The 21,437-nt window shown below is 41.0% G+C and carries 19 protein-coding genes; 9 read left to right on the top strand and 10 right to left on the bottom strand.

The annotated features are described in order from the left end of the window. Position 1: 1 nt before the first annotated feature. Both H4075_RS16290 and H4075_RS16285 read right to left on the bottom strand, forming a co-directional pair. Complete coding sequence (locus H4075_RS16290) at positions 2 to 997, bottom strand: 3-oxoacyl-ACP synthase III family protein (RefSeq protein WP_182801891.1); 996 nt, start codon at positions 995 to 997, stop codon at positions 2 to 4. Continuing rightward, positions 994 to 1,881: a diiron oxygenase gene (locus tag H4075_RS16285; protein ID WP_182801890.1), complete on the bottom strand. Its 888-nt coding sequence runs from the start codon at positions 1,879 to 1,881 to the stop codon at positions 994 to 996. The genes H4075_RS16290 and H4075_RS16285 overlap by 4 nt, the downstream gene beginning before the upstream one ends. Positions 1,882 to 2,074: 193 nt before the next feature. On the opposite strand from H4075_RS16285, the gene H4075_RS16280 reads away from it, so the two are divergent. After that, a complete protein-coding gene (locus tag H4075_RS16280; RefSeq protein ID WP_182801889.1) occupies positions 2,075 to 3,166 on the top strand; it encodes an LptF/LptG family permease in 1,092 nt (363 codons plus the stop codon). 127 nt (positions 3,167 to 3,293) lie between these two features. Next, complete coding sequence (locus H4075_RS16275; RefSeq protein WP_182801888.1) at positions 3,294 to 4,613, top strand: citrate (Si)-synthase, eukaryotic; 1,320 nt, start codon at positions 3,294 to 3,296, stop codon at positions 4,611 to 4,613. A gap of 155 nt (positions 4,614 to 4,768) precedes the next feature. On the opposite strand, the gene H4075_RS16270 is transcribed toward H4075_RS16275, so the two are convergent. The 3 genes from H4075_RS16270 to glmS form a co-directional block, all read right to left on the bottom strand. Next, positions 4,769 to 5,173: a DUF1801 domain-containing protein gene (locus tag H4075_RS16270; protein ID WP_182801887.1), complete on the bottom strand. Its 405-nt coding sequence runs from the start codon at positions 5,171 to 5,173 to the stop codon at positions 4,769 to 4,771. 15 nt (positions 5,174 to 5,188) lie between these two features. Beyond that, positions 5,189 to 7,390 (bottom strand): DUF4954 family protein, encoded by a 2,202-nt coding sequence (locus H4075_RS16265; protein ID WP_182801886.1) that lies wholly within the window; start codon positions 7,388 to 7,390, stop codon positions 5,189 to 5,191. A gap of 135 nt (positions 7,391 to 7,525) precedes the next feature. Further along, positions 7,526 to 9,361, bottom strand: a complete 1,836-nt coding sequence (gene glmS / locus H4075_RS16260; protein WP_182801885.1) for a glutamine--fructose-6-phosphate transaminase (isomerizing) — start codon at positions 9,359 to 9,361, stop codon at positions 7,526 to 7,528. A 209-nt stretch (positions 9,362 to 9,570) separates the two neighbouring features. Here glmS and H4075_RS16255 point away from each other — a divergent pair, with 209 nt between their 5' ends. Next, positions 9,571 to 9,861 (top strand): hypothetical protein, encoded by a 291-nt coding sequence (locus H4075_RS16255; protein WP_182801884.1) that lies wholly within the window; start codon positions 9,571 to 9,573, stop codon positions 9,859 to 9,861. Between the two features lie 112 nt (positions 9,862 to 9,973). Here H4075_RS16255 and H4075_RS16250 read toward each other — a convergent pair whose 3' ends face one another. Further along, the gene (locus H4075_RS16250; protein WP_182801883.1) at positions 9,974 to 12,349 is read right to left on the bottom strand and encodes a transglycosylase domain-containing protein; all 2,376 of its coding nucleotides are present in this window, start codon (positions 12,347 to 12,349) and stop codon (positions 9,974 to 9,976) included. Between the two features lie 87 nt (positions 12,350 to 12,436). Further along, the gene (porW, locus tag H4075_RS16245) at positions 12,437 to 15,499 is read right to left on the bottom strand and encodes a type IX secretion system periplasmic lipoprotein PorW/SprE (protein ID WP_182801882.1); all 3,063 of its coding nucleotides are present in this window, start codon (positions 15,497 to 15,499) and stop codon (positions 12,437 to 12,439) included. A 125-nt stretch (positions 15,500 to 15,624) separates the two neighbouring features. On the opposite strand from porW, the gene H4075_RS16240 reads away from it, so the two are divergent. Genes H4075_RS16240 through H4075_RS16220 form a run of 5 tightly spaced genes read left to right on the top strand, consistent with a single transcriptional unit; the run spans position 15,625 to position 17,723 of the window. Next, positions 15,625 to 16,026, top strand: coding sequence for a hypothetical protein (locus H4075_RS16240; RefSeq protein ID WP_182801881.1), 402 nt, complete (start codon positions 15,625 to 15,627; stop codon positions 16,024 to 16,026). Positions 16,027 to 16,038: 12 nt separating this feature from the next. Further along, positions 16,039 to 16,476, top strand: coding sequence for a bactofilin family protein (locus H4075_RS16235; protein WP_182801880.1), 438 nt, complete (start codon positions 16,039 to 16,041; stop codon positions 16,474 to 16,476). Further along, a complete protein-coding gene (locus H4075_RS16230; RefSeq protein ID WP_182801879.1) occupies positions 16,454 to 16,693 on the top strand; it encodes an AtpZ/AtpI family protein in 240 nt (79 codons plus the stop codon). Before H4075_RS16235 ends, H4075_RS16230 begins: the two co-directional genes overlap by 23 nt. Positions 16,694 to 16,699: 6 nt before the next feature. Beyond that, complete coding sequence (locus H4075_RS16225) at positions 16,700 to 17,104, top strand: hypothetical protein (RefSeq protein WP_182801878.1); 405 nt, start codon at positions 16,700 to 16,702, stop codon at positions 17,102 to 17,104. Beyond that, on the top strand, positions 17,097 to 17,723 hold the full coding sequence (locus tag H4075_RS16220) for a SprT-like domain-containing protein (RefSeq protein ID WP_182801877.1): 627 nt from the start codon (positions 17,097 to 17,099) through the stop codon (positions 17,721 to 17,723). Before H4075_RS16225 ends, H4075_RS16220 begins: the two co-directional genes overlap by 8 nt. A gap of 80 nt (positions 17,724 to 17,803) precedes the next feature. On the opposite strand, the gene H4075_RS16215 is transcribed toward H4075_RS16220, so the two are convergent. From H4075_RS16215 to sucC, 3 genes are all read right to left on the bottom strand, one after another. Beyond that, the gene (locus H4075_RS16215) at positions 17,804 to 18,292 is read right to left on the bottom strand and encodes a GNAT family N-acetyltransferase (RefSeq protein WP_182801876.1); all 489 of its coding nucleotides are present in this window, start codon (positions 18,290 to 18,292) and stop codon (positions 17,804 to 17,806) included. Between the two features lie 152 nt (positions 18,293 to 18,444). Beyond that, a complete protein-coding gene (locus H4075_RS16210) occupies positions 18,445 to 19,059 on the bottom strand; it encodes a porin family protein (RefSeq protein WP_182801875.1) in 615 nt (204 codons plus the stop codon). 147 nt (positions 19,060 to 19,206) lie between these two features. Beyond that, the gene (sucC, locus tag H4075_RS16205) at positions 19,207 to 20,418 is read right to left on the bottom strand and encodes an ADP-forming succinate--CoA ligase subunit beta (RefSeq protein WP_182801874.1); all 1,212 of its coding nucleotides are present in this window, start codon (positions 20,416 to 20,418) and stop codon (positions 19,207 to 19,209) included. 178 nt (positions 20,419 to 20,596) lie between these two features. On the opposite strand from sucC, the gene H4075_RS16200 reads away from it, so the two are divergent. After that, positions 20,597 to 21,409, top strand: a complete 813-nt coding sequence (locus H4075_RS16200) for a P1/P2 acidic ribosomal protein (protein ID WP_182801873.1) — start codon at positions 20,597 to 20,599, stop codon at positions 21,407 to 21,409. The last annotated feature ends 28 nt before the right edge of the window (positions 21,410 to 21,437 follow it).

Here is a 21,437-nt window from a genome sequence, read left to right as displayed (position 1 = left end):
GCTACACTTTCATTAACTGTACAGAAATATTAATACCGGCCGCCATGCCTAACAACATGACGATATTTCCTTTTTGCAATCTGCCATCGAGCAATGACTGCTGATAGGCAATTGGAACAGACGTTGCAGCTGTATTGCCATAAAGATGAAATGTTTGCATGATCTTATTGACATCATACGAAAGTGTTTCTGCCACCATGCGGTAAGTGTCTTTCGATACTTGGTGTGTACAGATAAGATCAATATCATTTACTGTAAGCCCCGCTTCTTGAATACAATCTTTTACAAAAGGCGGAGCAATTTCATAGATCACATTTTTCAATCCAAATGTATCGCCACTAAAAACGAGTTTACTTGCATCATTTGGAAACATAGAACCACCACCTTCAATGCGGCAAAGGTTCCAATGCTCACCGAATGTTTGATGGCGTTGATAAAAGAGACCTTTGTCTTCTGTAGTGGTAGTTAATAATAAAGCAACACCGGCATCGCCAAATGAATAGGCCGCAAAGTGATCTTTGATGGTTTCTTTTTCAATGTTCGTATACTTAATGCTGTCGCTTGTTTTTTCTCCGCTGACAATAAGAATATTTTTATAACTGTTGTTCAGTAACAGTGCACTTGCAATTTCAATGGCATTGGTAACGCTGTTGCATGCATTTTTCAAATCAAAACCCGGGCAGGTTAATCCTAATTTCTGTTGTACAATATTTACGGTGGCCGGCTCAATTAAATCACCGGATGCGGCGGCAAAGATCAACAGATCAATTTTGCGATCGGGATAATGATGCAATAATTTTTGTGCAGCAGATACAGCCATGTCAGATACCTGTTCATCATTCCTTGCATAATAACGGATCTCGCTGCCGATCATTTTTTCCAACAACCCGGCTTGTATATCAAAACCACCGGCACGTATGCGTTGCTCTACCTGTTCATTGCAGATACGTTCATCTGGGAGGTACGATTCAATATGTTCAATAAATACACGCTTCATAGTTTAGCAGCAAGAATGCTTCTCCACAATGGTTTGGTGATAAAGTTGAAGCCATTGAATTCATTGACAAATTCAATGATCTCATCAAGATAAAATGTTCCGAATTTTTGTTTTAGATGTTTGCGGGCAACGTTTGCATATTTAGCCGGATCATCAACCCCAATAGCTTCAAAATTTACTTTTGTTACATATAACGATCGCATATACCAGATATTCAGCAACACCACAATACTAAAAGCAGTACGTTTGAAAAAGCCTGCATTGTCAGTGTAATGTTTCATCCACATTTTTGTGTAATGAATATGACGGCCTTCTTCAATATGATGCAGTTCCGATACTTTACGGATCGGTTCAAAAACGGCCGGTGATTTACGGATCATCTTTCCATAAATATCTGTAACCAGTTCAACCGCCAGCACCGAAATGAATTGATACGAAGCCGGCATATATCGACTGTGAAAGCGGCCGACAAACTGGTGAAACTTCGACAGTTTTATTTTCCTTCCATTCAACAAACGAATGGCTCTTGCAAACATATCCTGGTGGCGAAACTCTTCAATCAATTCTTTCACGAGGTAGCGGTATTCAACAGAATCGGGTGGAATCTTTAATAACCGTTTATTGAAAATAAAACATGCCAACCCTTCGGCCCATGCATAGGAATACATCACCTGCACCACTTCATGCCTTCCAAGCTCCCGTTTTTGTGTTTCAGTTAAACTATCGAAAAGAGGATGTCCTTCCAACGATACAAGTTCACGTGGAAGCAGTAACTCATCTTTTTCCTGCATATGCCAGGGAATAAATTCATCGGGTAAAACCGGGTTGGTTTCGCTCAGGTGAATTAAGCGCTCCACTTTTTCAATATCAGCTGTAGAGATCATAGTAGATAACTTTGGGTTTTTGCGGCAGATTGTCAGAGATAAAAATAACAAAAGAAGGGGAGCATCAATTTGTAAAGTTCGCCAATGCCGCTGTTTTGATTTGCGGTTTACGCTTCTAAGCGGGCTTTAAAGCTTGATGTTTGCAATTCTAACAGTTTCTTTTCCAATTTCTGTCCTTACTTTGCAGCCATTGATGAAAACCCTCGATTGGTACATATTAAAGTCGTTCCTGAAAACCTTCTTTTTTCTGCTGGTCATCTTTTCAATGATCACCTTGGCTATTGATGCCAGTGAAAAGAGCGAAGATTTTGTACGCAGCGGATTAGGGTTTAGTGATATTGTTACCAAATATTATTATGGCTTCCTCCCGCATATCATTGGTTTACTGTTCCCGGTATTTGTTTTGATTGCAGTGGTATTCTTTACTTCAAAGCTGGCACTCCGAAGTGAAATAGTGGCTATGTTGAGTGTGGGTATGAGTTTAAACAGAATTCTTCGCCCTTATTGGGTGGGTGGTATTTTCCTTGCATTATTGCTCGGGTTATCCAATCACTTTTTGATTCCTGTTGCCAATGTTATACGCACTGATTTTGAGAATAAGTATGTGGACATGGGCAACATTGCAAAACAGCAACGCCAGTACCTCAATAACATTCATTTCCGTGTTGATACGTACACCTACGCCGGTATGCGGAACTACGATACCACCGCCAAGATTGGCAATGGGTTTTTCCTGGAGAAAGTAAAAAATAACCAGGTGTATTATAATCTTCGTTCCGAAACCATCATTTGGGATACGGCAAAGAAGCATTGGAAATTAGAGAGTGCAGTTGAACGAAAGATCAATGGACTAAATGAAGAAGTAAAAATTCTTACCAATTATTATTTAAAGATGGGTTATCTGCCCACCGATATTTCGGAAGATGATTTTAAGAAAGACAAGTTGAAAACACCTGCATTGGATCGATTCATCAGGCAGGAAAAAATTCGTGGTTCTGAAGGAGTAAATGCAATAGAATTCGAACGCTACCGTCGTGATGCGTATGCTATTTCTGTAATTATCATGACGATGATCGCTGCTATTCTTGCCTGCAGAAAGATCAGGGGTGGCAGTGGTTTTCACCTGGCATTGGCATTTATCATAGGCGTTTTCTTTATTGTGATCGATAAATTCTCAATGGTATTCTCTACCAAGGGTAACCTTCCGCCAATTATAGCGGCCTGGATACCGAACGTCATTTTCGCTATCGTTGCTTACCGCCTGTATAAACGTGCGCCTAAATAGCGTTCGTTTTACGAACTTTTCGTTCAAGTAAATTGTTGTGAAACCTTGGATTGGTTAACTTTGACAGATTCGCAAAAAAATACTGTTACAACGATTCATTTCAACCTAAACAAACAAAACAGGCATCATGAAAGAACGGTTTAAGTCGAAGGCTGATGCGGCCAGTGCTGAAATTAAAAATTTACTGAAGGAACATGGTCATAAAGTGGCGGGTGAAGTTACACTTGCACAGATCTACCAGGGTATGCGTGGTATTACAGGTTTGGTAACTGAAACTTCTTTGCTCGATTCGCAGGAAGGTATCCGCTTTCGTGGGTTTACGATTCCTGAGTTACAGCAAAAATTACCCAAGTTTCCGAACGGTGGTGAACAACCGCTGCCTGAAGGTTTGTTTTACCTGATGCTTACCGGCGATCTTCCTGATGAAGCCATGGTAAACTCAGTAACTGATAACTGGCAACGCCGCAGCCACGTACCGAATCATGTGTTTGACGCAATTGATGCATTACCGCTGCACACTCATCCAATGACGATGTTTGTTGTGGGGGTAATGGCCTTGCAAACAGAAAGTACGTTTGCCAAACAATATGGCGAAGGCATTAATAAAAAAGATTATTGGGAACCGGTGTTTGATGATGCAATGACGCTCATTGCACGTTTACCACGTATTGCAGCTTATATCTACCGCCGTAAATATAAAAACAGCGATCATATTCATCCGAATGGTTTGCTCGATTGGTCGGGTAACCTTGCACACATGCTTGGTTACAATGATGAAGGTTTTATGGAACTGATGCGTTTGTACATGACCATTCATGCCGATCATGAAGGCGGTAACGTATCTGCACACACGACGCACCTTGTTGGTTCTGCGTTAAGTGATCCTTACTTGAGTTATGCTGCAGGTATGAATGGCCTCGCCGGTCCTTTGCACGGCCTGGCTAACCAGGAAGTAATTAAGTGGATCTTTGAAATGCAGGAAGCGTTAGGTACCGACGCACCGGATAAAGTACAAATTGCTGACTATGTAAAGAAAACGTTGAGCGAAGGAAAGGTTGTACCGGGTTATGGACATGCTGTGTTGCGTAAAACTGATCCCCGGTTCACTGCACAAATGGAATTTGGTAAAAAGCATATGCCCGATGATAAACTGGTGAACACTGTCTGGAATATTTATGAAGTGGTGCCGCCAATTTTACAATCATTAGGTAAAGTAAAAAATCCATGGCCGAATGTTGATTCGCACAGTGGTGCTTTGCTGGTGCATTACGGAATGGTGGAGTATGAATATTACACCGTGTTGTTTGCTGTAAGCCGTGCATTGGGTGTAATGGCAAGTTTGATCTGGGACAGAGCATTGGGCTTCCCGTTAGAGCGTCCGAAATCAGTTACAACTGATCTGGTGAAACTCTGGCTCGATGGAAAAGATAATATCTGGGGCGATTAAGTTGTTCCCGCATAAATAAATAAAGCCGCTTCGTTTGAAGCGGCTTTATTGTTGCTGAAGTTAAGTTGTGATCCCGACGAAGGAGGGATCTGTTCAACTCCATTACTATTGCCTGGCAGATCCCTCGTGCCTCGGGATGACAATTCTGTTGGGATTTATTTTTTCTTCGCAGCTTTCTTCTTTGTATTGATCATTGAAATCTTCAACCGCTTTGCTTCTTCCTGCCAGTTAGCTGCAGTAAGCAACACATCCTGTATTTTTTTTGTAAGAATTTCTTTTTTGCTGCGGACGATAACCGATGCCACCATTACACGGTTGCCCTGTTCCAGTTGGGGCAATACATCAACCAGATCTTTTCCACGACACAAGCCCAGATCAATTCCATCTTTCACTTCGTTGAGATAACAGAACATGCCATGGTAATGATAGAAAGGAATTTTAAAACTGAGTTTTTCCTGAACATTTGGTATGAGTGATAAGATCATTTCACGTACCTGCTCAGCAATTTCCCGTTTTTCATCCGGCAGGCTTTCGATGTATTCATCAACGAGGCGGTTCATTGGCTAATCGTATGATCAGAGTTTAAACTGTTTGATTACTTTCTGCACTGTTGCTTTGGTTGTATTTAATTCTTCCTGCTGTTGTAAGATGAATGAATTTTCTTTCAGCTTTCCCGTTACTCCTTCCATCTCTGCTTCTGTTTCATAAACCATCTTACGGAATGGATTGGTATAATCTTTTGCTCTTGATGATGCAATGCCATCAACCATCCATGTTTTTGTGTAAAGATAATTTTGCAGGAGATCTTTCAAATTGCTTTTATCCAGTTTCGACAAACCTGTTACTTCATAAAAAGCAGAAAGCGCATGTGTTAATTTTTGGTGTGGATATTGTTGAGCCTGTGTTCTGTAAAACGCATGCACGGTATCCCAATTTTTAATTTTACCTGTGCTGATGCGTTGCTTTAATTTATCTAATTCAGCAGCTGGTATCAGTTGACCACCTACATTTACCCATGCAGCTCGTTTTTGTTTTTTAGGAAGCTTCCCAAACAGATCGTCAGTTGATTTTAATTTATTGGTTGCAATAAATTGCAGCACTTGTTCGGCAGCATAATAATCAACCAGTTCTTTGAACAGGATATAACTTTTCTTCACCTTCAGCAATAGCACTTTACGTTTGCTGTTTTCAAAGCCATCTGCTGTTATTTCTAAATCATCAGGAACTTCATTATTCAACAATGCTTTTTTACCAGCCTTAATATAGTCGGCGTCTATAAGTTTTTTGTCTTTGCTTAGTTTCAGTAATGCCTTACCTGTATATTTTTCGAGAAGTTCTAAACTATTAATGACTTCGTTGATACTGTCCGGTGCAAGAAAATCATACTCGAGGTATTGAGTTTTGTCAATGCGTTGATCACGGTCAATATATTTCCAGGCATTGCGGGCAAGCGCATACATGTTGTACATAAACCAATAGCCCGGCATTACCAGCAACTGATCATGTGCAGTATCGGTACTTACCAATGAAAAAGGAAGAGGGATATCCAGTTCGGCAGGATAATCACCTTTTGCCAGTAATGTATAAGAAGCAAATCTTGTATTGTGTTTAACACTTACACATAAGCCAGGCCAAAAACCACGACCGGCGATCAGTTCACCATCAGCACTACGGCTGTTGTGATTACTTCCTAATGTTGCACCGGCTGCAATATTGCTTTGCCCCATCACCGTTGCTGCACATAAGAACGAATTGTTATGATGTTGTTCATGCGCAGGAAAGATGAGTGAGTTCAATACTTCACAACAGGAGATGGTAGCATTATTGCCAAGATAAGAGTTGATAAGCCGTGCACCATATTTCAACTGTGAATGTGATGCCATGTAAAAGCGCACAGCTTTTACTCCATAGAAAGCACGGCAGCCCTCGCTCATAATACCGTTTACCAGTTCGCAACCTTCACCAACCTGTGAGCTTGCTTCTGCCGATGAGTTAATGGTGAGGTTCTTTAATTTATTTGCTCCTTTTAGGTAAGCATCGCTGCCGATCCATACATCTTTAATGATCGAACAGCTTTTAATAACGGTACGGTCACCCACCTTACCATAATAACCACGCAGTTTATCAAACTTCAGTTCAGTAAATTCTTTGAACTTTTGTTGCAATGCATCATTGTCTCTGTTGCGACTCCATAACCATGCATCGCCGGGTAACATCCCATTGAACGGAATAATTTTTCGTCCTGCATTTTCATTACACACTTCCATCCAGATGCGGATTCGTTCTTCCTCACCTTGTTTTAAAATACCATTGCCAAATTTTGCATAGTTGGTGGTACCCATTTCATGCACATTGGTGATGACCACTTCATTGCCGATTATGTAGTGGGAGAGATAATGAACACTATCGATCACAACATTATCACCCAAGTCGCAACTGATGATGGTACTGTTGTATAACCCAACCTGTAATTTAATTGAATGAAATTCTAAATAGTAAGGTTCCAGTTTTCCTATACGCACTAACCCGAAAAACTTACAATTCTTTACCAGCTCGGGATTGAAAGCGTCTGACACAAGAATATTATTCCAGTTGTCGGATGCATTTCTGTTACGGACCAACACTTCAATTTCCAATGCAGTCAACTTCCGGTAATTGATGCCGCTGCGGTTCTGTTTATTGCGGAGATAGTACTCATCTTTTCCTTTTGGAAGATAAGCAGCCGGTATAAAGTTGTAACCAATATCGGAGATCGGTTGTTTGCTGATAGGATTCATGCAGGGTTTATGATTTGTAGTTTTTAGTTTGTGGTTATTTAATTTCAGTTCGTCTGAATAAATGCAGTTTGAAGCAAGAGTGTAGTCAACAAGCTGGCAACTAAAAACTACAAACCATAAACTTCAAACTTAAAACTATTCTACAGTTACACTCTTTGCTAAGTTTCTGGGTTTATCTACATCTAAACCTTTTGCCACGCCAATGTAATAGGACAGGAGTTGCAACGGAATAACGCTCAACATCGGCGCAACAATTTCATCTGCTTCCGGTACAAACATGATGTCATTACTCATGGTGGGAATGGTTTCATCATTCTCTGTGATCACAGCGATCACTTGTCCTTTTCTTGCTTTGATCTCCTGGATATTGCTCACAATTTTATCGTAGTAAGCATCTTTTGTTGCAACAAACACAACAGGTAATTTTTCATCAACCAATGCAATAGGTCCATGTTTCATTTCTGCGGCAGGATAACCTTCGGCATGGATGTATGAAATTTCTTTCAGCTTCAATGCGCCTTCCAATGCCACAGGGAAATTATATCCACGACCCAGATAAAGAAAATCACCGGCATCTTTGTATTTCAATCCAATTGCTTTTACATTCTCAGCATCTTCGAGCAAGAGCTTTACTTTATCCGGAATTTCATGCAGTTCATTGAGCAAATGCATATAACGGTCATGGGTGATCGTTCCTTTCTCCAATGCGATCTTCAACGCCACCATTGTTAACACAGCTAACTGTGCTGTGAATGCCTTTGTACTTGCTACACCAATTTCAGGTCCGGCATGTGTGTAAGCGCCTGCATGCGATAAACGTGCAATGGAACTGCCCACCACATTCACTACACCAAAAATAAATGCACCTTGTTCTTTTGCTTTATCAATGGCAACAATGGTATCGGCGGTTTCACCACTTTGTGAGATGGCAATGATCACATCGCCTTTGTTAATAACAGGATTGCGGTAACGGAACTCCGATGCATATTCAACTTCAACAGGAATACGACAGAGCTCTTCAAAAACATATTCTGCAACAAGACCTGCATGCCAACTGGTGCCGCAGGCGATCATCACAATACGTTGTGCATTTTTCAGTTGCTCTATATTGTTCTGTACGCCTGCCATGGTAATCGTTCCTGCAACAGGATCTAAGCGGCCACGTAAGCAATCATAAATGGTATGTGGTTGTTCATTGATCTCTTTGATCATGAAATGATCGTAACCGCCTTTTTCAATAGCGGCAAGTTCAAGATCAAGTTTCTGAACATAAGGCGTTATTTTTTCGTTGCCGAGATTTTTTAAGATCAACTCATCGGCTTTTACAATCGCCAGTTCGTAATCATTTACGTACACCACTTCTTTGGTGTATTCAATTATAGGCGATGCATCACTGGCAAGAAAATGTTCGTTCTTACCAATACCAATTACCAGCGGACTTCCTTTGCGTGCTGCAATAATTGTATCAGGCGTGTCTTCATCGATCAACAAAATAACATAAGCACCAACCACACGCTTTAATGCAATGCGCACTGCTTCCTCAAGTGAGCATTCATTGTTGGTTTTAATATCTCCAATAAAGTTGAGGAGTACTTCTGTATCCGTATCACTCTTAAACGTGTAGCCTTTTTTCAGCAACTCATTTTTGATGGATACATAGTTTTCAATGATGCCGTTATGGATCATCGCCAGCTTGCCGTTATTGGAAACATGCGGATGTGCATTACGGTCGCTTGGCTCACCATGCGTGGCCCAACGAGTATGACCAATACCAATGTTTGATTGAATGTCTTTGCCAATTACTTCTTCTTCGAGCTGGGCAACTTTACCTTTTTTCTTGTACACTTTCATGCCGTGGTTGAGCAGCGCCACACCGGCACTGTCGTATCCACGGTATTCAAGTCGTTTGAGTCCTTTTAAAACAACGGGATAGGCCTCCCTTGACCCTATATAGCCAACGATTCCACACATGATAATCAGTAGTTTGTTTACCTTACAAAGATGCAGAAATATGATTAAGTGTTCAGCGGAAATATTATCTGCCCAAGAGTTTATACACAGGTGCAGCTTTTTAAAGCTTTCACATTTCTTTATTAATCAGAATAGCGGTTACAGCATCTATTGAATGAGAGTTTGGTAACAATTGAGGCGATTGGTTGATCTACACAAAAGAAAGGATCATGAATAACTTAATTCACATTGCCGCTACGCTCGACCAGCCCGATCTGCTGGAAAACATGATTGAACAGTTGGCTTACCGTCGCTATGATCTCGGTTTTGGCCACCAGAAGGTACCTGTTGACAGCGAAGCGTTAGAAACATCATCATCTTCCATTTACTTAAGTGGAACTGTTGCCTTGACAGAAGGCGTTGAACAATTGAACATTCCGTTTATTACAAACTTTCTGTTCACTTGTGTAAAAGGAGCCGATGGTATTTACAAACTTACCTGGAGCACTTCATTATCATAAAGGGAACTTACGTGATACTACTATTGATTGCAGGTCTATGAAATTCATTTTTTCCTTTTTAAAGGACAGCGTGTATAAAAAAATCCCCGTAGCTGGTGCTGCGGGGATTTTTTTAATTATTCTTTTTCCTGAAAGGCCACCATTTCTTTTTGGTGCTGTCTTTCTTTGGATCGGTTGCGGTAGGTTTTGTTTGATCTTTTTTCTGCTCAGGATTTTTATCCGCTTGTTTTTTTGCTTCCTGCAATACTTTTTGCTCTTCGCTGATCTGCGATTCAGGACCAAGCGTTGGATCAGGTGTTAATTGCAGATCATTGTAATCAGAAGAAGTGCCGTTACCTGCATCCGGATTTTCTGCATCGGGTTCATTACTGTACCTGTCTGCAAAGTTTTCGTAATCCATAAAGGTTTCCATCTTCATACTTTCAGGCTGCACAAACTTGGCTTGATTTGAAATCGCCAGTGTTTTATCGTTAAATACTTTTTCAAAGAAATAGCCCCATATTGGCAGTGCAGTGCGGTTACCTTCACCCACCATTTTCAGGAAAGGATCATCACAACCAACCCATCCACCTGCTAATAACTGTGGGTTGAAACCAATAAACCAGGTATCGGTGTTTCCGTTAGTAGTTCCTGTTTTACCGGCAATCTCACCTGTTAAACCCATACCACGTAAACGCCTTCCGGTACCAATATCTACCACACCCTGCATCATCTTCACCATCGTGTAAGCAGCAGCTTCACTCATTACCACTTTTTGTTCAGGTGCATATGTTTGAAGAATATTTCCATTACGATCTTCAATGCGTGTAATAAAAATCGGTTGTGTGCTCATGCCGTTTGTTGGAAACATCGTATAGCTCTGCAGCATTTCATATACACTGATATCTGCACTACCTAATGCGATTGATGGGTAAGGAGGCATTTCACTTTTTATACCGGTGCTCTGTGCAAAATTGATGACACTCTTAACACCAAACTGATTCATTAAATAAGCGGCACCGGGGTTTTTAGAAAAAGCAAGACAAATAGCCATTGGGCCACCGCCACCTGTGATCATTTTACCACCTAAATTGATGGGGCCACTCGGCAACGGAGTTTCAGGTGTGTAACCATTCTCAACTGCATAGGCATAAAGAATAGGTTTAAAAGTTGAACCAACCTGTCGTTTGGTGTTCATGTTTACGTGGTCGAACTTGAAGTTCTTAAAGTTCACACCACCAACCCATGCCTTTACTTCACCGGTAAAAGGATCCATTACCATAAAACCTGTTTGAATGATCATCTTGTGATAACGTACAGAATCATATGGCGACATAATGGTGTCTGTTTCACGCTTGGCATTCCAGGCAAACACTTTCATTTTTGTTTTTGTCTTGAACACTTTGCGAATTTCTGCTTCATCTATTCCTGCAGCTTCCATCTTTTTCCAGCGGTCGCTGTCTTTCATGCCACGCTCAAGAATATTTTCATGACCCTTCCAGATGCTGTTATCTTTTACCCACGGTAGGGTCCAGTAATTTTTTTGCAATGCACTCATGTGCTTCGATACAGCTTCTTCAGCATACAACTGCATACGGGGATTGATGGTTGTATAAATTTTCAAACCATCTCTGTAAATATTATAACTCTCACCATTTGGTTTTTTATTTTCTTTTGCCCATTTCTTCATCTGATCACGCAACACATCACGGAAATAAGGCGCAAGACCCGCACTTTCATCCAATTTTTTATACTTGAGGTTGATGGGTTTACTTTTTAATTTTTCACCTTCAGGAGCGCTCACAAAGTTGTTACGCACCATATCATTGATCACCGCATTTCTTTTTTGCATTGCCCGTGGCGGAAACAAACGTGGATTATATGCATAAGGTGCATTTACCATACCGATCAACAATGCAGCTTCATCAACTGTAACCAAGGAAGGTTCTTTCTGAAAAAATGTTTTGGAAGCATTACGGATGCCAAACACGTTATCGCTGTATTCAACCGTGTTGAGATACAAAGCAACAATTTCGTCTTTGGTGAAGTTGCGCTCCAGTTTTACAGCAATGATCCATTCCTGTATTTTTTGAAATACTCGGCGGAACTTATTTTTTGCACGCTCACGGAAAAGATTCAATGCTAATTGCTGAGTAATGGTACTGCCACCACCATCGCTGCCAAGTTTTGCAATGGCACGGGCAAGGGCACGACCATCAATACCGGAGTGTTCATAAAAACGCTCATCTTCTGCAGCGATTAACGCATTCACGATATTTTTTGAAATGTCTTTGTATTCAACGTTGGTACGGTCTTCCAGGTAAAATTTACCCATCATTGTACCGTCGGATGCAATGACCTCACTGGCAAGAGAGGCAGATGGATTTTCCAGTTCTTCGAGGGAAGGCATTTTGCCGAGCAGACCGAAATTAGCACCGATCACCAGCAGGATAAACAACCCCATACCGATGAAAAAGGCACGCCATAAATACTTGATTGGTTTACGCATAAGATGAGTATGTGAGATGCGATTATAAGCAAATTCAATACCAGACAAATCTAAAACAATTCAGGGAGGCAACAGGAAGAAGAATTCCTAAAATTTATCCTTGATGTACTGACGTAAAAAGGTCTTGTATTCTTCCAGATTCTTCCTGGTTTTTAACATTTCCAGGTTGCGATCGGAGATAATGACAAAATTGTATTTGAGTTCAGGTAACCATGGAACGATCTGGCGGGCATTCTTTTTCCATTCTTCCATGTACCCGAGTGCGGTAGTTACGTCGGAAAACAGCCCCATTTCCATCCAGGTATTGTCTTTGTCGCCTTCATAAATCTTGAGTGGAATATTCTGACCACCAAAGGAAGACGAGTTATATCGCTGATATGCGGTTCTTGCTTCTGTTAAATAAACCGGATCTACTTCATCAAAATACATGAGCACAGTATAAGGATCGGTGGCATTGTAAACATAAGCCATTTCAATCTTCCCTTCTTTCAACGGCTTGATGGTTGTTGTATCCATGCCCGGTTTATTGCCAATGATCGGTTTGCCTGCGTTGTTACGATCGGTTTTATTTACATCCGTTTTTTCAATTGGTGCAACAGGTCTTTGTATGTTGGTATTGTTCTGACCGGGTAAATTGATCGGTTTTATTTGATTGGTTGAATCTTTCTTTATTTCCTGCACCACCTTGTTCACCTTTGAACCTTCATCGAAAGGTATCACCACACTATCTTCTGTTTGACGAACGATATTGGTGCGGGTGAGATAATCTTCAATTTCTGCACGACGGCTCACGACATCTTTCATCACTGCTGCTTTCTCTGCCATTGGCGTGCCGGGGAAATTGCGTTCAAGATTGGTTAACGTAACAATGGCTACACTGTCATTTTTTTGTTTGATGTGATAGAGCGATTCGATGTATAACAACTGCGGCGTCCAGTAAGAACTTCCGTATAATGAATCAGCCAGTTTTTTCTCCTGTTGTGCTTCGTCAAATTTTCCGGTGATAAACAGGTTATAAATATTTTCGTAAGCGATCGTTTTTGCATCTTTCGAAACAACAACAGGGTTCTTTGATGCATTTATTTTCTGCACCAGATCACCATTCGGATATTTTTTATTCAACTCATTTTGAAAAAACGCAGCCTTCTCTTTATCGCCAATTTTAGTGTAGCAGTAATATAATTCAAACAACACATCCTGCTCCCGTTCATAATTACCAAAGCGTTTCCATATTTCTTCAAATACAAGTGCAGCCTGTTCGTAATCTTCGAGTTGATTTTTGTAGATCTGACCCTGCTCAAATAATGATTCAGCAATTTTTTTGTTTGATGCGAGTAATTTTTCTTCTGTAAGAGGTAAGCGGCTTTTCAAACCTTCTGCTGTTAACTCTTCTGCGGGAATTTTATCAGCTTCAATACTTACTTCTTCTCCTGCACTATGATCGTATTGTGGTGCCTGTTGTTCAGGTTTAGCAGCATCAACTGCAGCTTGCCTGCGCCAGTTATCTACGTTAGGTCTTGTGCCCCATTTCGATTTGAACTCGCTGAAGCCTCTCGACTTTTGTGCAGCATTATAAAAATACCAACTATTGCCACTGCCTGCATTGGTGAAAAGAGGAGTGTTATCCTGTGTGCCATTGTTGACCGCTAATGTTGGTGTGTAAGCTGCTTCTTCTTTTAAACCACGTTGCCTGCGGAGCTTACGTGCAAGTGATTTCAGGTAAGCATCCATCTCTTTTTCAGGCATCTTGGCAACAGCCTGCAAACTGTCTTGTTGTTTTACAATGCTGATAAGATTCACCAACTGCTTCAGCATTTGCTGTTTGATTTGTAGCTGTGCGGCAATATCTGCAAGAGCAGGGTCCTGCATGTTTACACTATCAAGTGAGTTGGAGGCAAGTGTATAATCTCTGCGGGCATAAGCCAGGTCAGAAAGTTTTACAAATGCTTTATTTTTTGTAGATGGATTTTCAGGCATATAAGAAACACTACGTTTCAGCAATGTCATTGCCTGCGTAGTATCGCCTTTTTCCAAAGCCATACCTGCAGCTGCATAGAACAATACATCTTCATAGCCATCAAAACGTTCTTTCTTTGAAAGCTTCAACAGATCAGCCAGTGTTTCCGTAACTGCATCGCCACCTTCTTTCTTCACTAACTGTGCTTCATAAATACGTGCATGGATGTAAAGCACCGGATCGGTAGTATGTGATTTGGCTTTGTTGAAATAAGCGGAAGCTAGCTCAGTTTGATTTGTTTTTGCATATAGCTGGGCAAGTAAATATTCCCAACGAGCCAACTCCGTTTTATCAGCTGCTTCACTTAAGGCGTCTTTTAAATAGAAAGCAGTACTGTCCCATTGTTCCTGTTTATAAAAAGTGTAAGCCTGCACTTCATTTAATTTGCCATGCAGACGTTTAGGGAACGTTGGATCTTTGCGTAATAAGTTAACGAGGCTATATGCTTCAGCATATAAGCTATCTTCTGCATAAGTTCTAGTGAGCCAGATGAGTGCATCGTTACGACTGGGCTGATGCGAAAATGCTTTGTGCATCAGATCGGTCTTTTCTTTGGTTGCAATGTTCAGATCACCTTTTGTGGAGCGGTCGTTCGATCCAACAACAATAATGTATTCATCTTTTCCCTTTGGAAAGAAGTTGTAATTGATAAACTGGAAAATGCGGTAAGCCGAATCGTATTTCTGCCAATAAAAATAACTCTGCCCGATGAGCAGGTACATGTTATCGATATAATTATTCCGCAAGTCGTGCAGTACAATACCTGCAGTAGCTTTAAAGATCACCGAATCAAGTTCAAGCGAATCAGCGGCGGTACGATCGGTTGAATAATTATAAAAGGAAAGGAGTTGCGTGTAATCATCCTGGTGACCCAGTTTTGCTTTTTCAACGATGGCGTTGATCTTGGTAGTGGCATTGTAATGAAAGTTATAATGCGTAACCATGCTTTGGTAAATACGGCGGGGCAGGGTAAATTTCTTATCGTCTGTTTTTTCCGAACCCAGTGTTTTATTCTCGTATTTTTTCGGTTTTACCAGTGGTAAGGTAAAATCGGGTTGTGCCGATGCAGAAAAGCAGCCCAGCAGGAGAACGATCAGGATGAGATTCAATTTAGGTACAATAATTGGCTGCATGCAGGCGTTGGGTCGTTTTTCTTAATTAACTCAATACGACCAAAAATATTTTAATTCACGGTAAAATCAGGAAGAATTTCTTTATTTCCACCTGTTAAACAGTAAATTTAGTCCTCATTTACAGTATGGCAAAACGAATTGACGCAGAAAGTACACTGAAGCGCTTGCGCAACCGCTACCGTTTGGTGGTGATGAACGATGATACCTATGAAGAAGTGGTAACATTTAAATTATCCAGATTGAGCGTTTATGTTACTCTTAGCACCATTTTTGTATTATTGGTGGGGCTCACAGTAGCGCTGATCACATTTACCAACCTGAAATATTATTTACCGGGCTATGGTTCACAAAGTCAGCGTAAAGAACTGATCTTCTATAAAACGAAGATCGATTCGCTGGAAAGATCGATGTTATATAAAGACCAGTATCTTGATAATCTGAAAAAGGTATTATCGGGTGATGTAAAAACCAATGTGTTGGATACAAATACCCTGAAGATGCCTGAAGTAGAACGTTCGACACAATAAAAACCACTGCATATGTTCAACAGTAAATCCAGTTCCCAGGAAAAAGATTCCTCAACAGGTTTGGCAACCATCGTTGCCTCAGGTACCGAAATCAAAGGAAATATTGAAAGCAAGGGCGACATCCGGGTGGATGGCACGCTTCATGGTAACCTCACCACTTCCTCAAAAGTGCTGGTTGGTCCATCGGGTAAAATTTATGGTGATGTGGTTGCCCAACAGGCCGATGTGCTGGGGCAGATCAACGGCACCATTAAAGTAACCGAATTGCTTTACCTTAAAGGCAGTTGCCAGATCAACGGTAATATTTATGCCGGTCAGCTGCAGGTTGATGCTACTGCTTCGTTCAATGGCGAATGTCATATGGGCGCTGCTGCTGTATCAAATGCACCATTGGCCAGTGTGCTGGAGATCAGCAAAGAGTCTTTAAATGCCGCAGCCAACGACCAATAAACAAAACAGGGAAACAAAAACAAATAAGCAATACCTGATGCAGTATGCCAGCCTGGCTACGCAACTGCTCGTGGCATTGGGCTTAGCTGTATTTTTGGGGCTGAAAACGGATGGCTGGTTACAACTCAACTTTCCTTTACTGGGATGGCTGTTGCCATTGGTTGTTTTAATGGCCATGTTTTACCGCATACTCAAAGACACATCTAAGAAACCATAAAGAAAGATGAAGAAAGAAACACGTCAGCTTTTTGTTCCCATTGTTATCCTGTTTATAGTTTTGAATGCGTTGTTTATTACCGGTAAAAGCTGGCTTAATAAATATGGCATGAGCAAGGATGTACTGATCATCGGTAACCTTATCCTTTTTGCCGTAACCATTGCTTCACTTTATTTTCATGTAAAAGGTTTTTTGCATAAAAACATCCAGGTGTTTTTCAGAAGTGTGTATGGTGCACTCATGATCAAGATGTTTGTTTGTGCGGCAGCAGTGATCGTTTATGCAATGGCAGCAAAACCAAACATCAACAAACCTGCCTTGTACATCTGTATGGCATTGTATTTTGTTTATTCATTTATGGAAGTGCGGATGGTGTTTCGCCTGTTGAAGCAGAAGAAAAATAATGAGTAAGAAGGAAGTTCCATTACATGCATTGGCTGCTTATTTGCCCGAAGGTTCGGTTGAACCTGTTTTGCAGTATCTCCACGAATACAAGATTCATTTAACCATTACCAGGGAACGTAACAGTATACTTGGTGATTACCGCCATGCCATCAACCAAAAGAATCACCGCATTAGTGTAAACGGTAATCTCAACAAATATTCATTCCTTGTAACGCTGCTGCACGAGATAGCGCATTTACTTGCATTTGAAAATTATGGGTTCCGTATTGCAGCCCATGGTAAAGAATGGAAGCATGAATATGGAAAAATACTTGCCCAGTTTTTATTGAAGAAAATTTTCCCCGCTGATATTGAAAAGGCGTTGATGAAATCATTACAGAATCCATCAGCTACCAGTTGTGGTGAAGAACATTTGATGCGTGTGTTGAAAAATTATGATGTGCGAAGGAATGGTGAAGTGCTGGTGGAAGAATTGCAACATGATCAACTCTTTAAAACAAAAGACGGTCGTGTGTTTCAGAAAAAAGAAAAGTTACGCAAGCGACACAAAGCCATTGATGTGAAGAGTGGGGCAGTGTATTTATTTAGCGGGGTTTATGAGGTAGAGTTGATGAGTAATCAATGATGAGTGATGAGTGGGGCTCGCCTAACGTTCACGTCTGACAAATAGTTCAATCAAGACAACACATCACTCATTATTCATCATCAAAGCTTCTTCAACATCCACCGGTCACATCCAAAATGCCCGCTGTTACCCATTGGTCCATCCAGATATTCAAAGCCGAAGAGTTCATATACTTTCAATGCCTGTTTTAATTCCGGCATCGTTTCTAAATACACCTGTTCATAACTATTCTCTTTTGCCCAGGTAAGACATTGTTCGATCATCTGTTTTCCCAGTCCTTTTCCACGGGCATCTTTGTGCAGGTACATCTTCACTAATTCACAAGTTTTCGCTGGTAAACCTTCGGTTGGGAAAATACCACCACCGCCTAACAGCTTTCCATCTTCTTCTGCAACAAAATAAAAACTGCCTTTGGTTTGAAACAGTTCATACAATGCATCAGTAGTTGGATCGTAAAATACAGTACCTGGTTTGTTGGCGCCAAACTCAGCCAATGAAGTACGAACGATCACTGCTAAAGCAGCATTATCATGTTGTTGAATTGGACGAATGTGGACAGCTGAAGACATACCTCAAAGCTAAAAGGAAATTTATTATCCTGAAAACAGGAAAGATATTTACCACAAGGTCACAAAGGCACAAAGGAAGAAAAGTAAACTTCTTTTCTTCCTTTGTGCCTTTGTATTTGCGAGTGGCTGGCAGCGAATAGCTGGCAGCTTTTCTAATAAGTATCTTCTAACGAATATTGTCCACCACCTAAGATGATACCGAGTTTTATACCGAGATAATTGTTATTGATCTCGCCTGTTTTAGCAACGAAATTGTATTCAACTGCTGCACGTATATGCCATACTTCTACACCAACTCTTGCCATGCCGCCAAACTTAGTAGATGCTGGTATCTTCACACTTCCACCACCTTCACTGTTCGCTTCAACACTCAGGAAATTGTAAACACCTGCTCCGCCGCCAATGAAAGGACGTACAGTACGGTTTGCAAAATAATACTCGGCTGCAGGCACAAATGAAATCCCCAAACCGGCTTCACCATTGGCATTAGGATCCATGCCATTAAGACCTGCATAGCCACGTATCATCGCCGTTGCTTCCATACGTAAACCAACAGTTAAACGATCCAATGCATTGAAGCGTGGTTCCAAGGCCAGCAACACACCAGCTTTCGCACCCTTACCTGCCGGGCGGGCAAGACCAGCATCAAGTAATACTTCAAATGGTTTAAAATGATGTTGTGTTTCGAAACGGAGTTGTGCTGAGGCCGATTGAATGATAAACAAACTAACGAGTAAAACAAAACTGTTACGGAGTAGTCCTTTCATGTGATAATTGGTTGATGGTTTGCAATGCATGATCGTGTTCAAAAAACAAGCCGACCAAGCAAAGTGAATGGTTAAACTATTCACAAGGTATAAAAACGAATGCCATACGAAAATCGTATGGCACCGTCTGTTTATTTTTCGTTCAGTTTACGCTACTGCCTGTTTTACCAATGCAGCTGCTTCACTTAACTGAATAGCACTTTGTACTTTCAATCCACTTTCATCGATCAATTTCTTTGCTTCTTCAGCATTTGTACCTTGTAAACGTACGATGATGGGAACCGGAATATTACCAATTGTTTTGTAGGCTTCAATTACACCTGCAGCAACACGGTCGCAACGAACAATACCACCAAAGATGTTGATGAGAATTGCTTTTACATTCGGATCTTTCAAGATAATCTTGAAACCAGCTTCAACTGTTTGTGCATTAGCAGTACCACCTACATCAAGGAAGTTTGCCGGTTGTCCACCACTCAACTGGATCATATCCATGGTTGCCATCGCCAAGCCAGCACCGTTCACCATACAACCTACGTTACCATCAAGCTTAATAAAGTTGAGGTTATGATTTCCTGCTTCCACTTCTGTAGGATCTTCTTCTGTTGTATCACGCATGTTTGCAACATCGGGATGACGCATCAACGCATTATCATCAATGTTCATTTTGCAATCCACTGCAATGATCTTGTTATCGGCTGCTTTAAACAACGGATTAATTTCAAGCATACCACAATCCAATCCAACGTATGCGTTATACAAGTTTGTTACAAACTTCACACAGTTCTTAAATGCTTCACCACTTAAGCCAAGATTAAACGCAATCTTTCTTGCCTGGAAAGCTTGTAGGGGTCCACCTGGGTTTACCCACTCTTTAAATATTTTTTCAGGAGTGTCATGTGCCACATCTTCAATGTTCATACCACCTTCGGTACTGTACATGATCACGTTTTGTTTTTTTGTACGATCTAATAAAATAGACAGATAAAATTCTTTACGCTCTGTTGGTCCATCGTAATACATATCCTGTGCAACCAATATCTTGTTCACCACTTTACCTGCAGGTCCTGTTTGAATGGTCACCAATGTACCACCCAAAATGCCTTTTGCGAACTCAGTAATCTGGTCAATGTTTTTTGCAACCTTCACCCCATTAATACCGGTTTCTTTCACGGTTCCCTTACCACGGCCACCTGCATGAATTTGTGCTTTTACAACTGCAAAGCTGCTGCCGCTTTGGTTCTTGATCTGGCGATACGCTTCTTCGGCTTCATGTACTGTGCTGCAGGCAAATCCTTCCTGCACCGGAACATTGTATTTTTTCAATAATTCCTTGGCTTGATATTCGTGGAGGTTCATATGCAAAAAATTTCGGCGAAGATAAGGAAAGAACAGGTGGAAATAAGGTACAACACAAAGCGTTTTATGATACCGGCTCCATCTCTTTGAGCATCGCCTGTTGCGTCGCAATCCGTTCATGGTTCGGGAATACTATTCAGCATGTTATTCAACGCCTCCAATTCTTTATCTTTCGAACATGAATCGGCATTGTATTCTCTTTGTATTCATCTTTTTCGGCGCATGTAAAAGCAATCAACTGCTAATACCAACACAACGTAAAGTCAATGCAGTAAAGGGTTCTGCATTTTATCAGCAGGCAGCAAAAATGGATTGGAAACAACGTGATTCGTTTGCAACTGCTGAACTGCTCGCCGGTAACATGCCCGATTTTTTGCGAACGTTTGTTCCTGTATTTATCGATATAACAGACTCAGTAAATAATAAAAAAATTACCGCCATTATCTATGTTACCCCCGACTATTTAAGCGTGGGAACAAACGATGATTGGGCAAGGGTTCCGTTAACACCCATGGCAGCTCAACAGATAGCTGATAGTCTTCATTGCTTTCTACCAACAAAAAAATTAGTGGATGACATTTACAAAACTGCAAATGTGAAATTGGAACCGGTGCCCATGTTTGCTTTTCGTGACAGTACACCCACTATGTATCATCATCATCTTATCATCGAAGGACAACGAAAGTTGCGGAAAGGATTGATTGGAGGCATTAAAAAAGACGTGGTTTTAACGGAACAATTGAAGCAGGCGGGCAAACAGAATAAAGTAGCTATTTATGGCTGGCATTACTTAACGGGCAGACCTATTCAACCCGTTTATACCGGTCATGTTAACTGGTATGTTGATTATAGTCATGGTATACGGTTAATTTATGAGCGTATCAAAGTAAATGGCAAATGGATGCACTACACTGAATTGGCAAACGATCCGCTTCTATCCCGTCTGCTGACTGATGAACCTTCATTTTCCTTTCAACGATACCCGCTCTAAAGCAATATCTTTGCCGACTTAATTTTTA

Source organism: Lacibacter sediminis (genome assembly GCF_014168535.1).
Taxonomy (GTDB): domain Bacteria; phylum Bacteroidota; class Bacteroidia; order Chitinophagales; family Chitinophagaceae; genus Lacibacter; species Lacibacter sediminis.
The sequence above is the reverse complement of the archived record's forward strand: the minus strand, read 5'-3'. Positions and strand labels throughout refer to the sequence as shown.